The sequence below is a fragment of the Geofilum rhodophaeum genome (assembly GCF_002210225.1).
Lineage (GTDB): Bacteria > Bacteroidota > Bacteroidia > Bacteroidales > Marinilabiliaceae > Geofilum > Geofilum rhodophaeum.
Genome location: NZ_MWUJ01000010.1, coordinates 60,709 through 81,888 on the forward strand (window position 1 = coordinate 60,709; position 21,180 = coordinate 81,888).

A 21,180-nucleotide genomic window follows, 5' to 3' on the forward strand; every position below is an offset into this window, starting at 1 on the left:
TCTAATATAGGAATTCGGTACTGAAATTGGTTTGGTTGCCGAGCTGGTCGGTGACGACCAGCTCGAGTTGGTGGCGCTGACCCTGGGTCAGGCGCAAAGAACGGAACCAGCCATTGAGTACGTTGTTTTTGGCGTCGTATTCAAACAAGGCCCACTGGCCGTTGATGGTGGCGCGGTAGCTGCCTATGCCCGAGAAGTCGTCTTTGATTGTTATACGGATGCGGTCGCTGCGGCTGTAGTTGCGTCCGGCCGGCAGGCTGAGCAGGCGTACTTCGGGCGGGGTGGTGTCGGTGCTCAGGCAGTAGGTGCCTGGTTCCCGGGTTCGCAGCACCAGGTGGTCGTCTTGAGTTTGTCCCCCGGCATAAAGCAGTTTTCCATTGACGACCCGGGCGGCGCAAATGCGCTTGCTTTTTTGGTATTCTACGGGCAGGGGCAGGGTGAGGGTGAAGAAGCGCTGGACGGGTATGTCTTCGCTGAGTACGCTGAAATGCGCTCCAATACCCAGTCCCGGATTTTCCTGCAGGTCGAACAGAGCGGGGACTTCAGTGTAAAAGGTTTGGGCTTCGAATTCGGCTTTGAAGTGGTCGATGCTGATGAAATAGGGTTGAAAGGGGTTTATTTTAAGGAGTTGGGGTGCGGTGTTGGTCTTGGGGCCCGCTTTTGCTGCTGCTCCGTTTACCTGAAAAGTGAGGCGTGAACTGTTGCCGGCGGCATCGCGAACTTCGTAACTGAGTTGCCGTGTTTGTCCCCCCTCCATGCGGATGCGGCCCTTTTCGGGGGTGGTGGTGTAAAAGGGCAGGGTGTTTAGGGGATCGAGGAAGCTTTTTTGGACGACTTTGCGCTGTTGGCGACGCAGGGCGTAGTCGATGTGACTGTTGAGGTAGCGGGTTTGTGCAAATAGGAAGCCGTCGATTTGGGAGCGGAACCAGGGCACATTGTCGACCCGTAGTTGTACGCTGTATACTCCGCAGCGTCGCCAGGAGTGGCTGAAATAGTCGATGGTTTCTATGCCTACGCCAATGGTGCCGGCGGCGGTCAGTTGGGGATTTCCGCGCAGATGAAACTGTCCGCTGTGAAAGGTGGCGGGCAGGTAGAGGGGCTCCCTGCTGCCGTTGATGTGACTCTGCTCATCGAGGGGGTAGAGCACGATGGCTTCGATGTGTGGGGGAACGTCGTCCTCAACGGGCAAACCAAAGTGGTGTACATTAAGGGGCTTTTGGGTGGCGGTCTCCCGAATTTCGAAATGCAGGTGGGGGCCTCCCGAGCTGCCTGAGTTGCCAGAGTAGGCAATGACCTGGCCGCGACTTACGGGGAGCTGACCGGGGGCAAAACTTTCGTCGATGGCAAAGGACTCTTTTTGGTATTGAAGATTTTGAACTACTTCTTCAATGTCTTTTGAAAACCAGTCGCAGTGCGCATATACCGAGGTGTAGCCGTTGGGATGGGCTATGTAGAGTGCTTTCCCGAAACCAACGGGCGATACGGCGATGCGGGCAACGTAGCCTTCATCGATGGCATAGAGGGGCAGTCCGGTTTTTCCTCCGGTGGTGAAATCAACGCCGGAATGGAAGTGGTTGCTGCGCAATTCGCCAAAGCTGCCGCTGACGAAGGTGGGCAGGTCCATAGGAAAGTGAAAGTCCCACTGAGGTCGTGTGGCTTCACCTGCTCGTGCAGGTGAAGCGCCTGAGGTGAGTAAAATGAAAAGGGTGAATAGTCTTACTATGGTATGGAGGGACTTATGGGACATGGAGTTTTCCTTTTTATCTTAAACTGCTAAAATAAGTAAAACCTAAGCAATTTTCGGGCCACAAAGGCGATAATTTCCGTCCGGCTGAGAAGCAACCCGGCGTGCTGTTGTGCATCATTCGTATGTAAGTTTTCAGATGTATAACCTTTTAAACAGTACGAATATGAAAAAGTTGTGGTTTTTGTTGCTGGCTTTGCCTATGGTTTTAGTTGCCTGCGACGACGATGAGGGCTATTCCCTGGGTGATTTTTGGGTGACGACGGCTACGGTGAAGACGGTGGGCGTGCGTCCCTATATTCTGGAGACGGATGGTGGAAAACGTTTGTTTCCGTCGGCTTCTAATGTGCCGGGCTTTGAGGTGTTTAATGGTCAGCGTGTGTGGGTGAACTATACCATTTTGGAGGATGGCGAGGGCGATGTTGATCATTTGGTGAAGGTGAACGACCTCTCGGAAATGTTGACGAAGGGGATTTTTCAGCTGACGCCGGAGACGACCGACAGCATTGGCCATGATCCTTTGACCATTAACGATTATTGGATCAGTGGCGATTACCTGACGGTGTTGTTCAGTTATGGCGGCGGCCGGAAGATTCACTTCATTACCTTGGCCCAGGATGTGGATGCACCGATAAATGAGGACGGTCTGCCTGTTTTGGAAGTGCGGCACAACCGAAACAACGATCCGGTGAACTACCGCTTGAATGGGAGTGTTTCGTTTTTGCTGGAAGATTTGAGGGTGGACGACAGCGATGAGGTACCCTTTGTACTGCGTGCCAAGAGTCCCGATGGTTACAGTGACTTTGAGGAGGTGTTGACTTATAGTTACGGGGAGTAGGGGCGGCGTGGCCGCCTACCGGAACTTTGGTTTTTCAAACCAATTTTCCAGTAGGGAGAAACCTACGCTGAGCTGCCATACTTCGGTGCTCAATGCTTTGTTGTTGGCGTTGTCGTTCTGGTAGGAGAGTGCCACATTTATAGAGGAGCTGCGATGGGTAGGGAAGCCTATCCCCGCAGCAACTTTGTATACCATGGGATTGATTCCGGATGTGATGTAGCCAGAGTTTTCGATGCTCCATCCCAGTCGATAGGTGCTTGCACCCATTAGTTTTCTTGCATTTCGTGGTTTGGGGGTCCAGCTTGCACCCATGCTGAAGCGATTAAGGTCGGCCAGTTTTATTGATGCGTTTCCGGTGGTGTTTTTGTTCCAGTTTTGGCGCTCAAACTGCATGCCCCAATTCCATTTTTCGTTCAACTGCGTGCTTAGGGCCAGACAAAATTGCTCGGGCAGATATTGTGTGGTGTTGGCCGGGTTTTCGGTCAGCAGAATGTTGTCGTTTTGGTCTCTGACATTTTGTTCGTGTGTAAGGACCGTTTTTTTAACCGGACTGTAGGTCAGGCCAATGTTCAAGGCTTTGTTTTTTAGCCAGTAGGTTTGGTATAGAAATGCATACTCGGTGCGCAGACTCCGGGTGTATGATTTTTGTTCTATGTTTATGTTGGACTGGAGTTCGTTGTGGTAGATGTTCCCAAAAATGTAGGCGGCAGTAAAGCCCACACTTAGGTTCCTGGATAAGGAAAATCCGTTGGAGACGAATAATTTGGTCAAGCCTCCTGTTCCTTCAAAATGCACTTCCTGTAGGGCAGTGCTTCCTTCAATGTACTGGTAGTCTTTTATGTTGTATCCAACGGTTGTGTAGGGTGCAATACCTGCGGACAGGCCCCACCACTGGGTGGGCTTTACTCCCATTGCGAAATGCGTGAAGTTTCCCTCATTACGTTTTTCGGAATAATTTTGCAGCGAATAAGTGTAGTTGCGCGCACTTACGCCCAAATCAAAGTAGAAGGTCAGACTATCCATGCTGCTTAATGAGGCGGGGTTGGAGAGATTGATGTGCCTGGAGCTGCTTTGCCCTGCCGCGATGCCGCCCATTGCCAGGCTGGAGGCACTTGCAGTAATTTCGGGTTGCCCCAGGCCATACATGGAGTATGGCGAGGAGGTGAGGTGCTGGGCGTTGACTCCGCTTAAGGGCTTGATAAGTAAAATCAGGAAAATGGACCATTTATTCATATCTGTTGTATCTGATTATGAGTTGAACAGGATTAGTTTTGTGCCGGGTGTTGCCCAGTATAACACGTTGCGCCATACTGTTTAAGTCTTGATCGGACAGGGAAAGTAGCAGTGCGCGTTTGTTGATCCCAATGGCATTGATTTCGGTATTGATAAAATCCGTGATGTCGAAAACGTATTGCGTATGGGTTTGAAACTCTTCATCGGTTTGCAGATCACCGGTTTGCAGTTCTGTGCCATTGGCAGAGGTGACGGCATTGGTAGCGCTGTTGTTTTCGTCGACCACATACAATTGCAGGGTTTCGGGAAGAGGATACTCTGTTGGGTAGCTGTGTTCTACCGGACGTAAAATCAGTTCGGCATAATCGACATAGCCTGTTTTTCCCAGTTCCAGGATGTTTCTGAGGTAGGGAAATTCGATGCGTATCAAGAATCCGCTAAGTCCTGCTGTTACCGCTTCGTTGTTGGTGGTAGTGGCGGCCAGACCATTGTATCCCGATTTTAAGGCGGCGAAGGGTGTGTCGGCATAATTGTGCTTGATTTGATAATAGCTGGTGCTGGTGTTGGGTTTTATGGTGATTTGTTGCTGTTCTTTAAATTCTTCAACAAAGTGGTAGTAGAGGTTGATGGTTCCACTGCTGTCGTTCAGATGAAAGTTGTATATTCCCGTATTGCCATGGTTTTTTGGCATGGTTAAGGCCAAGCCCGGAAAGTACTGGTTGAAAGTTTCCTGGTTCTCGAATTCGGCTTGGTGCAGGCTTAATTTTTCAAGTAATTCTTCTCCCAGTTTGTCGGGAAGTCGCAACGATATGCTGTCATTTTGTTGGATATAAGACGGAAGGAATTGGCTCACCAAGGGGATGCTGTCGCTTTCTTGATGATGGTGACTGTAAAAGCTTCCGTTGGAAGGGAGGGTTAATACCTTCTTAAGGGTATGCAAACTCACAACAAGCGCCTCTGTACTGTCTCCTGCATGGCTGCCGGTGTAATGCATTTCAAAAGTCAGGGAATCCATTACCAGGGGGGTGTTTTCGTTTTGTCGGTGTTCGCTGAAAACGGGCAGGGTAAAGGACAGGTAGCTGTGAGCTTCCAGGTTGCCCCACCAGGGCTCGTTTATGGCTCCTGCAATCAGTATGTTGTTGCCCGAGGTTGCTATAGAGTCGGACTTAAGAGTGGTCAATTTTACCGTGCAGGTGTCGATGTAGGTTGAAAAGGCCTGCGGGTCAACCAAGTGGTTTCCCAGTCCATTGTCCGTGTTTTCGCAGCTTACTGCAATTATCAGGATGAAGGGGCTTAGACTGAGCCATTTTTTTATTGCAATCATATTGAGTTGTATGGTTTGTTTGATGGTTTGATGGTGCAAAACAGGGCTTTGTTTTTTGAATGTGGAAGCGTAGTGGATAAAGAGCGTTGTGTGCAGGTTCGAGACCTTGTTTTTGCCGATTAAAGGATGCTTTCCTGAATCTGTTTGTGGAAAACGACACAAATGGGGCTTTGGGCGATGAAATGCAGGCGGTCACCGATTTGTTTCCTGTTGACCTTGTGCCACCGCTTATCTTCGCTGTGATTTTTTATTGTGGATAAAAACGAATAGTTATGATGAACTTGTTGAAAAAGAGTTGGCTTTTGCTGGCTGTGGCCGGTTTAAGTCTGGGCTGGGTAGCCTGTGGCGATGATGAAGAGGAAGATGATGCCGTTGGCAATTGGGTGAGGCGTTCGGACTTTGATGGAGTGGCCCGCGGTCAGGCTGCTGCTTTTAGTCTGGGTCAGACGGGGTATTTAATGGGTGGTTACGACGGGCGCGACCGCTTGGGTGATTTTTGGGCCTACGATGCCGAACAGAATTTTTGGACACAGAAGGCCTCCTTTCCTGGTGAAAGCCGGAATTCTGCCGTTGGTTTTGCTCTAAATGGGAAGGGTTACGTGGGGACAGGGTACAATGGTCTTGATTATCTGAGTGATTTTTGGGCTTATGATCCCGCCAATAATATATGGGAGCAAAAGGCTGATTATCCCGGAGGTGGGCGCTATGGTGCTGTTGCCTTTTCGGTAGGCGATTATGGTTTTATCGGTTGCGGTTACAATGGGAATCATTTGAAGGACTTTTATAAATATTTGCCCGAGAGTGATGTGTGGGAGCAGCATCCCTTCCCAGGAACTAAGCGTGTTGGGGCATCTGCTTTTAATATCGGTGAGAATGTTTATTTGGTGGGTGGCATCAATAATCAGCAGTATGTCTATGATTTTTGGAAGTTGAATGCTGCCGATTTGTCGTGGGAACAGAAGCGGGACATTGCCAATACCAGTGACGATTCGTACGATGACGATTACACCATAGTCCGTTCCTACGGTGTGGCTTTCACAATGGGCAGTTTGGGGTATTACACAACCGGAGAAAGTGGTTCCCTGCGTACCGATACCTGGGAGTATAACCCCTTAACCGATTTGTGGGTGGCTAAGACCGATTTTGAAGGGGCAGCCCGCAGTGGAGCAGTTGCTTTTTCATTGGGTACGGAGGCTTTTGTTGCTACAGGAAGAAGCAGCAGCTACCGCTTCGATGATAATTATGTGTTCCATCCATTTGAGGAGTATGAGGCTTACGATTAAATTGGGTTCGCTTTTGCTGGTTTTGGCTGGACTTTTGGGCTGCTTGTTGTATATGCTGGTATCCGATCGGGAGGTGGTTGAACCAGTCTACCAATACGATGTTTTGGCGTTTGAATCGGGTTATGCTTACCAGATTACGCTCAATAACAAGGTTTGTATCTATCAGCCCTATGTGCCCGCTGTTGAAGGCAGGCTGTTGTTCTGGCGGCAAGAGGATGCTGCAAAAGTGGCTGCTTTGGTGGTTGCCCGCTTGCAGCGGGGGAAAGCTCCCGTAATTTCTGAGGAGGATTTAGCAGACTTGGGGGTTAGGATGCTTGTGCCTGCAAATTAGTGATTTAGTTTTCAGAGCCCTTGTTGGGGCGTTTTAAAACAAAAAAAACACCGTTTTTTTTTGTCTGTTTTGTTTTGCAGTTCCCTTATTATGCCTATATTTGCAGCGCGTTTAAGAGAAATGACAAGCGCAGGGTATTGATTCCGTAGCTTAATTGGATAGAGCACCTGGTTACGGCCCAGGAGGTTGGGGGTTCGAGTCCCTTCGGGATCACATTTTAAGACCGCAAATCTTTGTAAAACAAGGGTTTGCGGTTTTTCTTTTTGTTTTTGCAACCTGTTTTAGGGGGCTGTACTTCCTGCGATCCTTTCTATCGGTAAAATCGGCCTGTTGGTCGAAGTTCATTTTTTTCCTCCTGACTCGGGCGCATTTTTGCAGAGGTAAATCTGGAAACAGTTACGTTATGCAAAAAATCAAAACAATAATCCTGTGTCTATGTGGGTGGTTTACATTGTCCGCGCTTTTGGCAGGGGATGCTCCGGAGGAGAATAAGGTATGGTCACTACAGGATTGCGTTGCCTATGCGCTTAAGCACAATTTGCAGGTGCAGAAGCAACGCTTGGCTGCCGAAGGGGCGGTGGTGGACAGGATGGAGGCCCGGGGGCAATTTTTTCCTGATTTAAGCGCAGCGGCATCCACGTCTTTAACCAAAACTGGCGCTGCCGAGACGCTTAATGAGTCATCGGCTCTAACTTCCAGCGCATCGCTCTCTTCGGGTCTTGTTGTTTATAAGGGCGGGGCTCAGCGGAATGCATTAAAGCGCTCTCAGCTTAATTATCAGTGGACGCTGTTGTCGGTTGAAGCGGCCGAACAGGACATTGTTGTGGGGGTGTTGGAACAGTTTATGAATGTATTATATGCCCGGGAAAATCTGAAGTATTACCAGGAAGTGGCAGGTCATTCAAAAAAGCAGGTTGAAGAAGTGCAGTTGTTGTTTGAAGCAGGAAGCAAAACACGCCGAGATTTGCTTGATGTTAGGGCTCAGTTGTCTTCAGATGAGTACGTTGCATTGTCGGCTGCCCATCTTTTCAACCAGCAACAAACTGCCCTAAAGCAATTGCTCGAATTGCCTGTTGAGGCCTCCTTTGAAGTCGATTCCCTACCGGATACCTTGTTTCAGTCGGGATTTTTATTGCCTGGTCGTGGCGAAGTTTTTTCCTCCGCTCTTGCCCATCGTCCCGAAATGAAAATGCAGCAACTGGGGCTGGATATGGCAGAAATTGACCTGAAGTCGGCCCGCTCCAATTATTTGCCACAACTGTCGCTTTCGGCCGGTCTCAGTACGCATTATGGTGATCATCTTCAGCAAGCCGTATCCTTGCAGTTAAAGATTCCTTTGTTTGCCGGCTTTGCAAGTCGGGCCAACCTGCAGCGTCGACGCCTTGCTTTGGAGGAGCAGCAATTGGAGATGGATAACGTACGTAACCAATTGCTTCAGAAAATAGAGCGCAGCTACGAGGATCTGGAGGCCGCCTGGGCGCGCTATCGGGCGGCCGAAATACAGGAAGTGGCTGCGGGTGAGAGTTATGCTCTGGCCCGGGAACAGTTTGCCCTCGGTATGCTTACTTCCATTGAATTGCTGCAGGTGCGCGAAGTCTGGTTGAGTGCAGGAAAGGAGCAACTACAGGCCAAGTACACGGTTTTGCTGCAAAGGCAAGTGCTTAATCATTTTACCGGTGGCCTTTTGGGTGAATCATAAACGGGACGCTTCAATAAAACATTAACTTATGCAAAGAAAATTGTTGTTACTGGGTTCAGTGCTGGTTTTGGCAACGGGCCTTTGGATGCTTTCGCGCAGGCCTCGATCGGGCCCCGAATGGGCGGTTAAAACGGTCTGTTTGGCCAAAGGTACCGTGGTTACTACAGTAAGTGCTACCGGAACCCTGGAGCCCATTGATCAAGTTGAGGTGGGCACTCAGGTTTCGGGGGTAATAGAAAAGATCTACGTTGATTTTAACGATGTGGTGAAACGTGGACAGGTTTTGGCTGAGTTGGATAAGAATGCCCTGGAGGCCCGTTTGCTGCAAGCAAAGGCCAGTTTGGCTTCTGCCGAAAATGAGTTGCATTATCAAGAGAAGATTTACCATCGGTCGATGCATCTGTATCAGGCTGCTTTGTTGAGTGAGAGTGACTTTGAGGCGGCGGTTTATCAGTTTAAAAATGCACAACTGGCTGTTGACCGCTTGTTGTCGGAGGTAGATCAGGCTCAGGTAAATTTGAATTACTCCACCATTTATTCGCCCATCGACGGTGTGGTGTTAGAGCGTGCAGTGGAGGAGGGACAAACAGTTGCTGCCAGTTTTAATACGCCAACACTTTTTACCATCGCCAGGGATTTGACTCAAATGCAGGTAGAGGCAGCTGTTGATGAAGCCGATATTGGTCAGGTTGCACAAGGGCAGCGGGTGTCTTTTGTTGTGGATGCCTTCCCTGATGAGGTTTTTGGGGGAACCATTACCCAGATCCGATTGAATCCTGTTATTGCAAGTAATGTGGTTACTTATACGGTGATTGTTGATGCTCCCAACCCTGATTTGTTATTGAAACCTGGACTTACAGCAACCATCAGTATTGTTACCCGTGAGGCGAGGGATGTTGCGGTGCTGCCTTTTTCGGCATTGAATATACAGCCCGCTCCTCTTTTAGAAGGCGCTTTTGACCTTAAGATGGCGCAGGAAATAAAAAATCAAAAGGCCGGTAGTGGGCCAAGCTCCTGGGTTTGGGTCAAGAAGGGTGAGGTTTTGTTGCAGGTTCCGGTGGTTACCGGGTTAAGCGACAGGGTGTTGATTCAGGTTTTGAGTGGTGTTAATCCCGTTGACTCAGTAGTGATCGGTTTCAATAGTTTGCAGGAGCCTGTGCCGGATGTCCCTGCCAACAGTCCTTTTGTGCCTGCTCCGCCCAGAGCTAGAAATTAAGAGACTTGTCAAAAAAAAGATAGGTATGGATAAGTGGATTATTGAGGTGTCTGATTTGAAGCGTTTTTTTGACGTGGGAGCCACTCGGGTTGAAGCCCTGAAAGGGGTTTCTTTTTCGATTAAGGAAGGTGATTTTGTATCCATAATGGGCAGCAGTGGTTCGGGGAAATCAACGCTTCTGAATATTTTGGGTGCCTTGGATCGCCCGTCAGCCGGTCGTTATGTGCTGGATGGGACTGAGGTCGGGGGCTTAAATAAGAATCAGTTGGCCGGGGTGCGAAGCCGGAAAATTGGTTTTGTCTTTCAGTCCTTTAATTTATTGCCGCGAACCAGTGCGCTTGAGAATGTTGAATTGCCTTTGATTTACCATGGAGGGATGTCGGCGCGTGAGCGAAGGCATAGGGCTGAATTTGCCTTGGAACAGGTTGGTTTGAGTGATAGGCTTAACCACACTCCCGCTCAATTATCGGGCGGTCAGCAGCAGCGGGTTGCTATAGCCAGGGCGCTGGTAAATCATCCGGTATTGTTGTTGGCCGATGAGGCTACAGGCAACCTGGATACGCGCACTTCGTATGAAATTATGGCTTTGTTTCAGGATTTAAATGCTCAGGGAAAAACCATTGTGTTTGTCACTCACGAAAGCGATGTGGCTGCTTTTACGCAACGCATATTCAGGTTAAAGGATGGCCGGCTTGTTGCCAATGAGAAGGTTTCAATTGTACAGGATGCTGCCGGCTTGTTGAAGGCTAATATTGAAATAAGTTAGGGGCGATGGCTATGGGTAATTTAGTAAGAACGGCGTTGAAGGCAATGGGGCGCAATGTGATGCGGACTCTGCTAACTATGTTGGGAATAATAATTGGGGTTGCCTCGGTTATCAGTATGTTGGCCCTGGGTTTGGGATCGCAGTTGCAAATCCAGTCGCAAATTTCTGAGATGGGCAGCAATATGCTGACCATTATGCCTGCTGGTGGGCGTCGGGGCGGGGTGCGTATGGAGGCTTCGGCTACGGTTTTGCTCAGTTCCGATGATGCGGTTCTTTTGGAAGAGGAGGCGCATTATCTGTCTGATGTTTCTCCGTTTCTGAGTACTGGGGGACAGGTGGTGTCGGGGCCAAACAATTGGCCCACTCAGCTTCAGGGCGTGGCTCCGGCTTATTTAAACATTCGTAAGTTGCAAATTAAAGAGGGGGTTGCTTTCACCGTATTGGACATTAAACAAAGTGCCAAAGTGTGCCTTGTGGGACAAACTGTAGTCGAAAACCTTTTTCCCGATGGCCGGTCGGCCATTGGTCAGATTCTTAGGGTGGGTGCCGTTCCGCTAAGAATTATAGGTGTTTTGGAACAAAAGGGGAGCAATACTTTTGGTCAGGATCAGGATGATGTGGTGCTTTTGCCTTATTCTACCATGCAAAAGCGGATGTTGGCGGTGTCTCATGTGCACAGTATTTACGCTTCTGCTGTATCTGAAAATCTGTCTGATAAGGCTGTTGAAGAAGTAGAAATGCTTTTGAGTGCAAACTCACGTTTGATCAGTAACGGCGAACCCGCCTTTGAAGTCCGTTCTCAGAAGGAACTGATTGCTATGTTCAGTTCGACTTCTGAAATGATGACTCTTTTGTTGGCTGCTGTGGCTGGAATTTCTCTGTTGGTAGGGGGGATTGGTATTATGAATGTGATGTTTATGTCGGTAACTGAGCGTACCCGGGAAATAGGTTTGAGAATGGCAGTAGGGGGGAGAAGCTTGCATATAATGCTTCAGTTTTTAATGGAGGCTTTAATGGTGAGTTTTGGTGGAGGATTACTTGGTGTGATCTTGGGCTTGGGCGCATCCGCGGCCCTTGATCGTATTTTAGGCTGGCCGGTTTCGGTTTCAGAAACCTCGGTGCTGCTTTCATTTGGGGTGTGTACCGTTATTGGTGTGTTTTTTGGTTGGTATCCTGCCCGAAAGGCTGCGGCTTTGGACCCCATAGCAGCACTCAGGTATGAATAAATTGATTTACTTTGCTGATATTTTGAAAGTTGTGTTTTATGAATAAAACTTGGGTGAGTTTCCTGAAGACAGGGATTGTTCATTTGTTTTTTTGGTTTTTCTGGTTGGTTGTGCCCTTGCTGTTTTCTATTGCTGACGGCAGGCCTATGCGGCCCTTAACGCATGGCTTTTGGATGCGTACCCTGGTTACAATGGCATTTTTTTATCTCAACTACCTTTGGTTGGTCCCACACTTGCTTTTTGGGCGAAAAATGGCTTGGTTTATCCTCATAAATGTTTTTTGTTTGCTTTTGGTGGTGGCTGGCGAATGGCTCAGGCACGCCTTTGCTTTTGCAACGCCACCTCCCGATGAGTTTTTCAGGGCGGAGCCCAAACCGCCTCCCTTTATTGTGTTAAGCGGAATGCTGTTTTCTTATGGTTTTGCCATTAGTGTGGCTGTAGCCTTGAGGTCAACTTCCAGGTGGGCCAAAATGGATGCACAAAAGAGGGCCTTGGAAAATGAACATTTGAAATCGGAATTAAGCAACCTTAAAATGCAGTTGAATCCGCATTTCTTTTTCAATACACTGAATAATATTTATGCCTTAATTCAGGTAGATCAGGAGCAGGCCCAGGCGGCTGTTCATCGATTGGGCAGACTGATGCGTTATCATTTGTACGAAACCAATGCGGAGCGGGTGCCTATTTCCGGGGAACTGGAATTTTTGGACAGCTATGTGGCCTTAATGAGAATGCGCAGTACCGCTTTGTTGGATGTTGATTTTTATCGTCGTGTGGAGGATCCCAATCGTATGATTGCTCCTTTGCTTTTGGTGCCTCTGGTTGAGAATGCCTTTAAATATGGCGTCAGTAGCGATAAGGCCTGCAGTATTCGTATCAGGGTGGTGGAGAAGCAGGGAGTATTGCATGCGCAATTTAAAAACAGCATATTGGAAGAGTCGGCGAGCGACCAATCGGCAGCCGGAATTGGACTTGTTAATTTGCGCAAGCGTTTGGCGTTGATTTATGCCGGCAGGTATCGTTTTGATGTCGATACCAACGCTGGTCTTTATTGTGTAGAACTAAGTATACGTCTGTGATATGAAAATTAAGTGTTTGGTGGTGGACGATGAGCCGTTAGCCCTTAGTCTTATCGCGGGTTATGTTGAAAAAACACCCTTTTTGGATTTAGTGGGCCAGTGTTCCAGCGCTTTTCAGGTTTTGGAAATTCTAATGAAGCAAGCGGTCGATTTGTTGTTTTTAGATATTCAGATGCCCGGACTTACCGGATTGGAACTCACCAGGGCCATACCGCCTTCTACCCGTGTTGTGTTTACTACTGCTTATCCTCAATTTGCGCTGGAGGGATTTAAGGTGGATGCGCTCGATTATTTGGTGAAGCCGTTTAATTACCCGGAGTTTTTGCGTGCTGCAACAAAAGGGCGTCAATGGTTTGATTTATTGCGGGGTGGAACTGTTTCGGGTTCTGTTGGAGAGGGCCATGGGAATCCGGTACGGTCAATAATGGTGCGATCCGAGTCGCGATTGGTGGGGGTGGATTTAGATCAGGTACAGTACATTGAAAGCATGGGGGATTATGTGAAACTGTTTTGCAAGGATGCATCTGTTGTTGTTACGCAAAGCACGCTGAAGAGTCTTGCCGATAAATTGCCTGCCAGTGACTTTTTTCGGGTACATCGCTCTTACATAGTAAACCTAAATGCTGTTGTGGCCATTGAACGAAATAGAATTGTATTCGGAAAGACTTATGTGCCCATCTCCGACTCTGTTAAGGAGGCCTTTTTTGCATTGCTGAATCAGCGTTTTTTAATGTGATCAGGGGGTTGTATAAGCGTTGTTGGCAATTCGACATTTTATGGCCTTAATTTGACAGAGGTTTGAGAATGAGCATTTTGCCGGATGCCTCGTGAGGTGTCTCGGGAATAAGTTACAGCCTTTTTAAAAAATGTAGTAGAGGGCCGATTAAGGAATGTTTAGTTTTGGTGAGATTGTTTAAGTATCACCAAAAATAGGAACATGAGAAGAAAGTTTATTCCGGTTTTGAGCTGGATGCTGGCACTTGGAATGGGAAGTGCGGTAGGAGCCACGGCCCAGCAGCGGGATTGGGAGAATGAGCGGGTGTTTGCGGTAAATACCGAAAAACCCCGGGCTACTTTTTATCAGTTTCCGGATGCGGAGCTGGCAAAAAGTGGTGATTATTCCCGATCGCCTTATTATATGTTGTTGAGTGGTCAGTGGAAATTTAACTGGTCGCCGAATCCGGCCCAGCGTCCGGTTGATTTTTACCAGGCTGGTTATAATGTAGAACATTGGGATGACATTCCTGTGCCTTCCAACTGGGAGTTGGAAGGATATGGGGTACCCATTTATACCAATGTACGGTATCCGCATCAGGCAACGCCTCCTTATGTAGGCGAGGAAGACAATCCGGTGGGTTCGTACCGTAAGGATTTTGTTTTGCCTGAAAGCTGGACCAACCGCAGGGTTTATTTGCATTTTAAGGGGGGCACCTCAGGTATGTATGTTTGGCTCAATGGACAAAAGGTGGGTTATGCCCAGGGTACAAAAAACCCCGTGGAATTTGACCTGACTGCCTATGCCCAGCCTGGGAAAAACGAATTGGCCGTGGAGGTGTATCGGTGGACCGATGGCAGTTTTATTGAGGATCAGGATATGTGGCGCCTGAGTGGTATTGAGCGCGACGTGTATTTGTACAGTACGGCCGATACACGTATTCAGGACTTCTTTTTGCGTCCCAAGCTCGACAAGAATTATCGACACGGACAGTTGGAGGGGGAAGTTACTGTTGAAAACCACAGCAATACTGCGCTTGCTCGCAGGGTAGATCTGACTTTGTTTGATGCTGCCGGCCAGTCGGTCTTTTCCCAGTCGCAAACGGTGCAGGTAGCTGCCGGCAGTAGCGCCGATGTGAGTTTTTCGCGCAGGGTAGCCAATGCTCGTCAATGGAGTGCTGAGCAGCCCAATCTTTATCAGGCGGTGCTCGAATTAAAGGATGCTTCGGGTAAGGTTATCGAGGCGACGTCAGCCCAGCTGGGTTTCCGTTCGGTTGAGCTGAAGAACGGCCAGTTGTTGGTCAACGGTCAGCGCATTATGGTAAAAGGAGCCAACCTGCACGAGCACGATCATATTACGGGGCATTATGTTCCTGCGGAGACTATAATCAAAGACATTCAGGTGATGAAGCAGCACAACTTGAATGCCATTCGTGCCAGCCACTACCCGCACTCGCCTGAGTTGTATGAGCTGGCCGACAAGTATGGGATGTATGTCGTAAATGAGGCCAATATTGAAACGCACGGCATGGGTGCTACCTTTCAGGGCTGGTTCGACAAAAACCGCCACCCGGCCTATTTGGAGTCGTGGCATGCTGCCCATATGGACCGCATTCGCCGTCTCGTAGAGCGCGATAAAAACCACGCCAGTGTGATCATTTGGAGTTTAGGCAATGAGTGTGGTAATGGTCAGGTTTTCTTTGATGCCTACGATTGGATTAAGGAGCGGGATCTTACTCGCCTGGTTCAGTTTGAGCAGGCTGGAGAGGAGCGCAATACCGATGTGGTGGCGCCGATGTATCCTTCTATTCAGAATATGGAGGAATATGCTGCACGTGATCAGGTGGAGCGCCCTTACATTATGTGTGAGTACGCCCATGCCATGGGCAACAGTACCGGAAACTTTAAACGCTACTGGGACATCATTTACAATTCGCCCAATATGCAGGGTGGTTTCATTTGGGACTGGGTAGATGCCGGTATTTTGTCCAAAACCGGCGATGGCCGTGAGTTTTGGGCTTATGGCGGTCACCTGGGCAGCGGGCATTTGTATCACGATGAGAATTTTAACCTGAATGGACTCGTGAGCCCCGATCGCAGTATTAAGCCGGGTTTGATTGAAGTTAAGAAGGTGTATCAGAACATCTTTTTTGAGGCAGTGAATTTGGCTTCGGGCCAAATTCGGATAGAGAACGGCTTTTCATTTACCAACCTTTCGGACTACGATTTCAGTTGGGAATTGTTGAAGAATGGCGAGGTAAGTGAGCAGGGTAGTTTTAAGGTCGATCTGGCGCCCGGAAAAAGCACCGTGGTTCGTTTGGCTTACCAGGCCCCGCAGATTACCGCCGGGGAGGAGTATTATGTAAATGTGTATGCCCACACCCGTAAGCATACGGCTTTGGTGCCGGCAAAGCACGAAATTGCTACAGAGCAGCTGGCTTTTGCCAACAACCAATATTTTGAGCAGGATTTTGTAAGTACTTCGGGCAGTTTTGAGGTACAGGACGATGAGCGTTCGGTGGTGGTAAAAGGAACGGACTTTGAGCTTCGTCTCGACAAGCGCTCAGGAGGTATTGGTCATTTCCGTTACAAAGGGCGTAACTTAATTGCCGGAGCGCCCATGCCTGATTTCTGGCGTGCGCCAACCGACAACGATTTTGGTAACCACATGCAACGCAACAGCAACATTTGGCGTTTGGCAGGTGACCATCGCCAGGTTCGTAGCGTTGAGGTTACCGAGGGCGACGGATTTGTGAAAATGAAGGCGCATATTTTCCTCTGGGATGTGCGGTCGGACTACTACCTGACTTATACGGTAACGCCTGATGGCGCTGTTCGTGTTGATGCCGAATACAAGGCCGGGATGGAAAGCTTGCCCGAAATGCCGCGTTTTGGCATGCAAATGCGTTTGGCGCCCGAGTACGATAACTTTGCGTACTATGGACGAGGACCCTGGGAAAACTATTCGGACCGCAATTATGGTTCGCACCTGGGGCTGTACGGCAGTAAAGTGGCCGATCAGTTTTTCGAATACATTCGTCCCCAGGAATCGGGCAATAAAACCGATGTGCGCTGGTTAACACTGACCAACGATGACGGCTTTGGTATAATGGTGGAAGGCTTGCAGCCCCTGAGTGTGGCCGCCTTGCACTACCGGGCCGAAGATCTGGATCCTGGTTTCACCAAGAAGGGAATTCGTCACATTGATGTTTACCCCCGTGTCGATGTGTTTTTGAATGTAGACCTGGCACAGCGCGGTTTGGGCGGTGACGACAGTTGGGGGCGTTTGCCACATCAGGAGTATCGTCTGTTGAAGGACAGTTACGCTTATTCGTACATTATACGTCCTTTTGAGCGCTAGTTATACAGCACAAGGATAAGTTCTTAAGGTTCGTGGAGCAGCGGCGCGCAAGCGCCGTGCTTTACGAACCTTCCCTTTAGGGACTGAGCGTTGTTTAATCCTGAGCTTTTCGGCAATTGTGCGGTCCGGTTAAAAAATTTCCGATTATCTTTAAGCTGCTTTAGTGTTCATTTACCGGAGGAGTTGTTATGATCAAAGTACTTTTGTTGACCAGCTTGTTGTTTGTTACTGCCTGGTGGGGACAGGCGCAACGTATTCTCGATTTTGATTCTTTTTCGATGGAGGATGGCTTTTCGAGCAGCAAGCCCAATGTCTTTCTGCAAGACCGCAAAGGCTTTATCTGGGTAGGTACCTGGAATGGGCTTACGCGTTTTGACGGCTATGAGTGTGTCGTTTACAAATCGGGCATTGGTGATGAACCACGGACCATCAGCAACCGGGAGGTTACTGCTTTACTGGAGGATGAGCGGGGCTACATTTGGATAGGGACTTCCTATGGCCTGAACCGGCTGAATCCCCAGACCGATGAGATTGACCAGTATCCTTTTGAAAGTCGCATTATGACGCTTTATGAAGATGCGGAAGGTATGCTGTGGGTGGGCACCTGGAGCGACGGACTTTTTCGTGTCGATCCTGAAACGGGTGAAGCAGAGTCGTTTTTAACAGGAAGCGTTATTAATGATGTGGTGGAAGATCTCAATGGGGAACTTTGGGTAGCCACCTACAATGGACTGGTTAATTTGAATCGTGCCACAAAGGCATTTGTACGCTTTATCCCAAATCCGGAGGAGCCGGAGCGGTCGATCAACAACACTACGCTGACTCAGTTGGCCTTGGGGGCCAACGGGGAATTGTGGATTGGGTCGTGGGGAGGCGGTGTCAGCCGTATGCGGCCTCAGCTTGATAAGGACAGTCTGCGTTTTGAGCATTTTATGGTGCGTGAGGGAAGGGGCAGTCTGCGCTCCAACGATGTTTATCGCTTGCATTACGATTTTCTTGGGAATTTGTGGATCGGAACCTGGGATGAGGGCCTGGCTCTTTTAGATTCGACAGAGCAAAAGAAGTCGCCCGGCGACGCATTTTTTCAAACCTTCGTCAGTGACCTGTCCGACCCCTACAGTATTTCGGGCAACAATATATCGGCCCTAATGGTGGACCGTTCTGGCATTTTATGGGTGGGCAGCGCCGAAATCGACAGGACTTCGGTTTTACAATCGGGCATAAAGCGGTACAGCACTGCTCAAGGGGGGGATCCCGGCTTGTCCCTTCAGAGTCCGGTACGGTCCTTTGCCGGCGACGACGCCGGCAATTTGTGGGTAGGCACCGCTAATGAGCTGTTGCACTACCAAAAAATGGAGGAGGGTTATCGCTTGATGAACAGAATTCCCAACCAGCGGTACCGGACCGGTAACCAATGGTTTCAATCCAACTCGGTGCTGGCTTTGGAGGTTACTCCCGATGGATTGTTGGTGGGGACCGACGATGCCGGTTTGCTTTTTTATTCGAAGGAGGACTTGGAGCGCGGAGATTTCTCTTCCTTTGTTGGGTTTAATTCGTTAACGAACAGTGCCTTGCCCGGGAATAAGATCAACAGTCTGGTGTGGTCGCGTAAGTATCCCAATACCTTGTGGATCGGCACCATGCAATCGGGTTTTGTGCGTGCGGTTAAGGAGGGAGACACCTTTCGCTTTGAAGCTTTCCGGTCGGGCAATGCCGGACTTACCGACGACAACATCCGTGCTGTGCTTGAAGATCGGGACGGGATAGTCTGGATTGCCACCCAAAGGGGACTCAATCGTTATGACCCTGTTACGGGACAGCTCTCTACCTATTTGTTTTCGAGGGTAAACGATAGAACCATTAACGATAATGTGGTGAACTGCCTGCTCGAAGACAAGGCCGGCAATTTATGGATTGGAACCAACACAGGGCTCAACCGTAAGGTCGAAAGCTATAACAGCGGCAACGATCCGCAGATTTCATTTAAGCGCTATCCGGGCTATGACTATGTTGGTAGTGAGCTTATAATGAATATGATGGAAGGGGATGGTGATTTTCTGTATTTGGGCTTTTACGAAGGCTTGGTAAAGTTCGATTTTCAGAAGGAAGAGGTGGTGGAAACCTATATGATGCGTGAGTATCAGCGCATCGGGATGGAACGAAATGCTTCCTTTGTAGATGTTAACCATAAAATGTTTATGGGTGGAACCAATGGTTTTATTTCTTTTTATCCCGAGGATTTAGATAATCTGTCGCTGCCACCGGAGGTAACTCTTACCGATGTGTTGCTGACCAATGAGAGCATTAGGACTTTTTTGCCCGAAGGCAAAAAAGAGGGCTTCGATACCTCGGTGCCTTATGCTGAGGAGCTGACCTTTTCGTACGACGACCGCATCATAACTTTTGTATTCTCAGCTATGGATTTTAAAAGTCCTGAGCGCAACAGCTACAGTTATATTCTGGAGGGCTTCGATACGGAATGGAATTACGTGGGACAGCGCAATACTGCGACCTACACCAATGTGCCGCACGGTACCTATCGCTTTATGGTAAAGGGGGTTAACAGCGATGGAATGGAGAGTGAACAAGCCGCAGTACTCAGGGTCCATATTCTGCCTCCCTGGTGGGAGACGCCCTGGGCTTATGCGGCTTACCTGTTGGTCTTACTGGGACTCTTGTACTTTTTCAAGCGCTATTCGCTTATTCGTCAAAAAGAAAAGGGTAAGTTGATGCTCGAAAAGGTGGCCCACGATAAGGAAGAGGAGCTGTACGAAATGAAGGTGCACTTTTTCACCAACATCACCCATGAGTTTCGTACCCCGCTTACCCTTATTCTGGGGCCTGCCGAAGAAGCCCTGGCCCGAAACGACTTGCCGGCTCCCGTGCGAAAATCCTTCGAGCTGATTCAGCGGAATACCCGTCGTCTGTTGCGTTTGGTTAATCAGCTGATGGAGTTTAGGAAGGTGGAAAAAGGAAAGATGGAGCTGTTTCTGCAGCACTGCAACGTGGTGCCCATATTCAACGAAATGGAGGAAGCCTTCCGGCCCATTGCCCGTTCGCGCAACATTGGTTTTCAAATGCATTACGAACCCTCAGAAATCAGGATGTGGGTCGATCGCGACAAGTTTGAAAAAGTGCTGTACAACTTGTTGTCGAATGCTTTTAAATTTGTGGATGAGGAGGGCAAGGTGGATTTACATATTGCCCTGGAAGACAGTCCGGCCCTGGCTGCCCCGGTTCTTGCGGTGGAGGTCAGCGACACGGGTATTGGTATTCGTAAGGATCAGCAGGAGCTTATCTTTGACCGTTTTTATCAGGTCAATGAAAAGTTGACCCAGAGCACGGGAGGTATTGGTCTGTTTTTGTGCAAGTCCTTTGTAGAGCAGCACCTGGGGCGCATAGAGGTAGAAAGTGAACCGGGACAGGGGACCACCTTCCGTTTTGAGATACCTGTAGACCTTGATCAGCGATTGGGAAGCAGTGCCGTACGCTCCTCTGGGGATATGGAGCATTCGGCGCCCTGGCAAGAAGATGTTGGTGAAGCTGAAACGCTGAGTGAAGATCCCGGGCAGGAGGAGGACGAGCAAAAGCCTGTGGTACTGGTGGTAGAAGACGATGCCGATTTGTCGGACTTTATTTCGGAAGGTTTATCGACCTTGTTTTCGGTGCACGTTGCGGCCAACGGTAGTGAGGGACTTGAAATGGCGCGGAGACTTGCTCCGGAACTCATTATTTCAGACATTATGATGCCTGTAATGGATGGTTTTGAAATGGGTAAATCTTTACGCAACGATTTGGATACCTCGCACATCCCCCTGGTATTTTTAACCGCAAAAACCATGCGCGAAGATGAAATTGAAGGTTTGCGTATTGGAGCAGTCGATTATATTTACAAACCCTTTAGTATGGAGAGTCTTCGTTTAAAGGTGGTGAATATTCTCGAAGCACGTGGAAGTGTGAAGGAAAAATACCGGACCGAAGAGTTGCTGGAGCCGGAGAAGATTACGCTGTCGTCGCTCGATGAAGAATTTTTGCGCAACGCTGTGTCCGTGGTCGATAAGTTTATGGACGACCCGGGTCTGGATGTGGAAAAGCTCAGCGAAGAGTTGTCCCTATCGTCGAACCAGACCTATCGAAAGATTAAAGCCTTGACCGGTTACACCGCCAAAGAATTTATTCGGGTACAGCGACTCAAAATTGCGGCACAATTGCTGGTGCAAAAGAAGCGTACCATTTCGGAAATAATTTACATGGTTGGGTTTTCGAGCCCCTCCTACTTTTCGCGTTGTTTTAAAGACCAATATGGGTGTACCCCTTCGGAGTACATCGATAAGCAAGATTTAAAGTTGGATAATTAATTAGATAG

14 protein-coding genes and 1 tRNA gene are annotated in these 21,180 nt (G+C 48.9%); 12 read left to right on the forward strand and 3 right to left on the reverse strand.

Annotation, left to right across the window (positions count from 1 at the left end; translation table 11 throughout):
* Position 1: 1 nt before the first annotated feature.
* Positions 2-1,747: a M23 family metallopeptidase gene (locus tag B4W65_RS10525; protein WP_088655118.1), complete on the reverse strand. Its 1,746-nt coding sequence runs from the start codon at positions 1,745-1,747 to the stop codon at positions 2-4.
* 163 nt (positions 1,748-1,910) lie between these two features.
* On the opposite strand from B4W65_RS10525, the gene B4W65_RS10530 reads away from it, so the two are divergent.
* Positions 1,911-2,582, forward strand: a complete 672-nt coding sequence (locus B4W65_RS10530; RefSeq protein ID WP_158522833.1) for a NigD1/NigD2 family lipoprotein — start codon at positions 1,911-1,913, stop codon at positions 2,580-2,582.
* Between the two features lie 15 nt (positions 2,583-2,597).
* Here the strand turns inward: B4W65_RS10530 and B4W65_RS10535 are convergent, their stop codons facing one another.
* Positions 2,598-3,815: a hypothetical protein gene (locus B4W65_RS10535; protein WP_088655120.1), complete on the reverse strand. Its 1,218-nt coding sequence runs from the start codon at positions 3,813-3,815 to the stop codon at positions 2,598-2,600.
* Positions 3,808-5,139 carry a DUF4270 family protein gene (locus B4W65_RS10540; RefSeq protein WP_088655121.1) on the reverse strand — a complete coding sequence of 444 codons (1,332 nt, stop codon included), beginning with the start codon at positions 5,137-5,139 and terminating at the stop codon, positions 3,808-3,810. Before B4W65_RS10540 ends, B4W65_RS10535 begins: the two co-directional genes overlap by 8 nt.
* 272 nt (positions 5,140-5,411) lie before the next feature.
* Here B4W65_RS10540 and B4W65_RS10545 point away from each other — a divergent pair, with 272 nt between their 5' ends.
* The 11 genes from B4W65_RS10545 (at position 5,412) to B4W65_RS10595 (ending at position 21,172) form a co-directional block, all read left to right on the forward strand.
* Positions 5,412-6,422: a Kelch repeat-containing protein gene (locus B4W65_RS10545; RefSeq protein ID WP_205741257.1), complete on the forward strand. Its 1,011-nt coding sequence runs from the start codon at positions 5,412-5,414 to the stop codon at positions 6,420-6,422.
* Positions 6,406-6,753, forward strand: coding sequence for a DUF4907 domain-containing protein (locus B4W65_RS10550; protein WP_158522834.1), 348 nt, complete (start codon positions 6,406-6,408; stop codon positions 6,751-6,753). Before B4W65_RS10545 ends, B4W65_RS10550 begins: the two co-directional genes overlap by 17 nt.
* 139 nt (positions 6,754-6,892) lie before the next feature.
* Positions 6,893-6,966: transfer RNA gene (locus tag B4W65_RS10555), tRNA-Arg, on the forward strand.
* 190 nt (positions 6,967-7,156) lie between these two features.
* Entirely contained in the window at positions 7,157-8,452 is a 1,296-nt protein-coding gene (locus B4W65_RS10560) for a TolC family protein (RefSeq protein WP_088655123.1), read from the forward strand.
* A gap of 28 nt (positions 8,453-8,480) precedes the next feature.
* Positions 8,481-9,668: an efflux RND transporter periplasmic adaptor subunit gene (locus tag B4W65_RS10565; protein ID WP_088655124.1), complete on the forward strand. Its 1,188-nt coding sequence runs from the start codon at positions 8,481-8,483 to the stop codon at positions 9,666-9,668.
* Positions 9,669-9,693: 25 nt separating this feature from the next.
* On the forward strand, positions 9,694-10,434 hold the full coding sequence (locus B4W65_RS10570; RefSeq protein ID WP_088655125.1) for an ABC transporter ATP-binding protein: 741 nt from the start codon (positions 9,694-9,696) through the stop codon (positions 10,432-10,434).
* A 77-nt stretch (positions 10,435-10,511) separates the two neighbouring features.
* Positions 10,512-11,660 (forward strand): ABC transporter permease, encoded by a 1,149-nt coding sequence (locus B4W65_RS10575; protein ID WP_240509546.1) that lies wholly within the window; start codon positions 10,512-10,514, stop codon positions 11,658-11,660.
* 38 nt (positions 11,661-11,698) lie between these two features.
* Positions 11,699-12,739, forward strand: a complete 1,041-nt coding sequence (locus B4W65_RS10580) for a sensor histidine kinase (RefSeq protein ID WP_088655127.1) — start codon at positions 11,699-11,701, stop codon at positions 12,737-12,739.
* 1 nt (position 12,740) lies between these two features.
* Entirely contained in the window at positions 12,741-13,475 is a 735-nt protein-coding gene (locus B4W65_RS10585) for a LytR/AlgR family response regulator transcription factor (protein ID WP_088655128.1), read from the forward strand.
* 201 nt (positions 13,476-13,676) lie between these two features.
* Entirely contained in the window at positions 13,677-16,814 is a 3,138-nt protein-coding gene (locus B4W65_RS10590; RefSeq protein WP_088655129.1) for a glycoside hydrolase family 2 TIM barrel-domain containing protein, read from the forward strand.
* Positions 16,815-17,002: 188 nt separating this feature from the next.
* On the forward strand, positions 17,003-21,172 hold the full coding sequence (locus B4W65_RS10595; protein WP_088655130.1) for a hybrid sensor histidine kinase/response regulator transcription factor: 4,170 nt from the start codon (positions 17,003-17,005) through the stop codon (positions 21,170-21,172).
* Positions 21,173-21,180: the final 8 nt, after the last annotated feature.

Excerpts from the sequence above, each read along its gene's own strand:
- B4W65_RS10525 (WP_088655118.1), bottom strand. The coding sequence starts at position 1,747 with ATGTCCCATAAGTCCCTCCATACCATAGTAAGACTATTCACCCTTTTC.
- B4W65_RS10530 (WP_158522833.1), top strand. The coding sequence starts at position 1,911 with ATGAAAAAGTTGTGGTTTTTGTTGCTGGCTTTGCCTATGGTTTTAGTT.
- B4W65_RS10535 (WP_088655120.1), bottom strand. The coding sequence starts at position 3,815 with ATGAATAAATGGTCCATTTTCCTGATTTTACTTATCAAGCCCTTAAGC.
- B4W65_RS10540 (WP_088655121.1), bottom strand. The coding sequence starts at position 5,139 with ATGATTGCAATAAAAAAATGGCTCAGTCTAAGCCCCTTCATCCTGATA.
- B4W65_RS10545 (WP_205741257.1), top strand. The coding sequence starts at position 5,412 with ATGATGAACTTGTTGAAAAAGAGTTGGCTTTTGCTGGCTGTGGCCGGT.
- B4W65_RS10550 (WP_158522834.1), top strand. The coding sequence starts at position 6,406 with ATGAGGCTTACGATTAAATTGGGTTCGCTTTTGCTGGTTTTGGCTGGA.
- B4W65_RS10560 (WP_088655123.1), top strand. The coding sequence starts at position 7,157 with ATGCAAAAAATCAAAACAATAATCCTGTGTCTATGTGGGTGGTTTACA.
- B4W65_RS10565 (WP_088655124.1), top strand. The coding sequence starts at position 8,481 with ATGCAAAGAAAATTGTTGTTACTGGGTTCAGTGCTGGTTTTGGCAACG.
- B4W65_RS10570 (WP_088655125.1), top strand. The coding sequence starts at position 9,694 with ATGGATAAGTGGATTATTGAGGTGTCTGATTTGAAGCGTTTTTTTGAC.
- B4W65_RS10575 (WP_240509546.1), top strand. The coding sequence starts at position 10,512 with ATGTTGGGAATAATAATTGGGGTTGCCTCGGTTATCAGTATGTTGGCC.
- B4W65_RS10580 (WP_088655127.1), top strand. The coding sequence starts at position 11,699 with ATGAATAAAACTTGGGTGAGTTTCCTGAAGACAGGGATTGTTCATTTG.
- B4W65_RS10585 (WP_088655128.1), top strand. The coding sequence starts at position 12,741 with ATGAAAATTAAGTGTTTGGTGGTGGACGATGAGCCGTTAGCCCTTAGT.
- B4W65_RS10590 (WP_088655129.1), top strand. The coding sequence starts at position 13,677 with ATGAGAAGAAAGTTTATTCCGGTTTTGAGCTGGATGCTGGCACTTGGA.
- B4W65_RS10595 (WP_088655130.1), top strand. The coding sequence starts at position 17,003 with ATGATCAAAGTACTTTTGTTGACCAGCTTGTTGTTTGTTACTGCCTGG.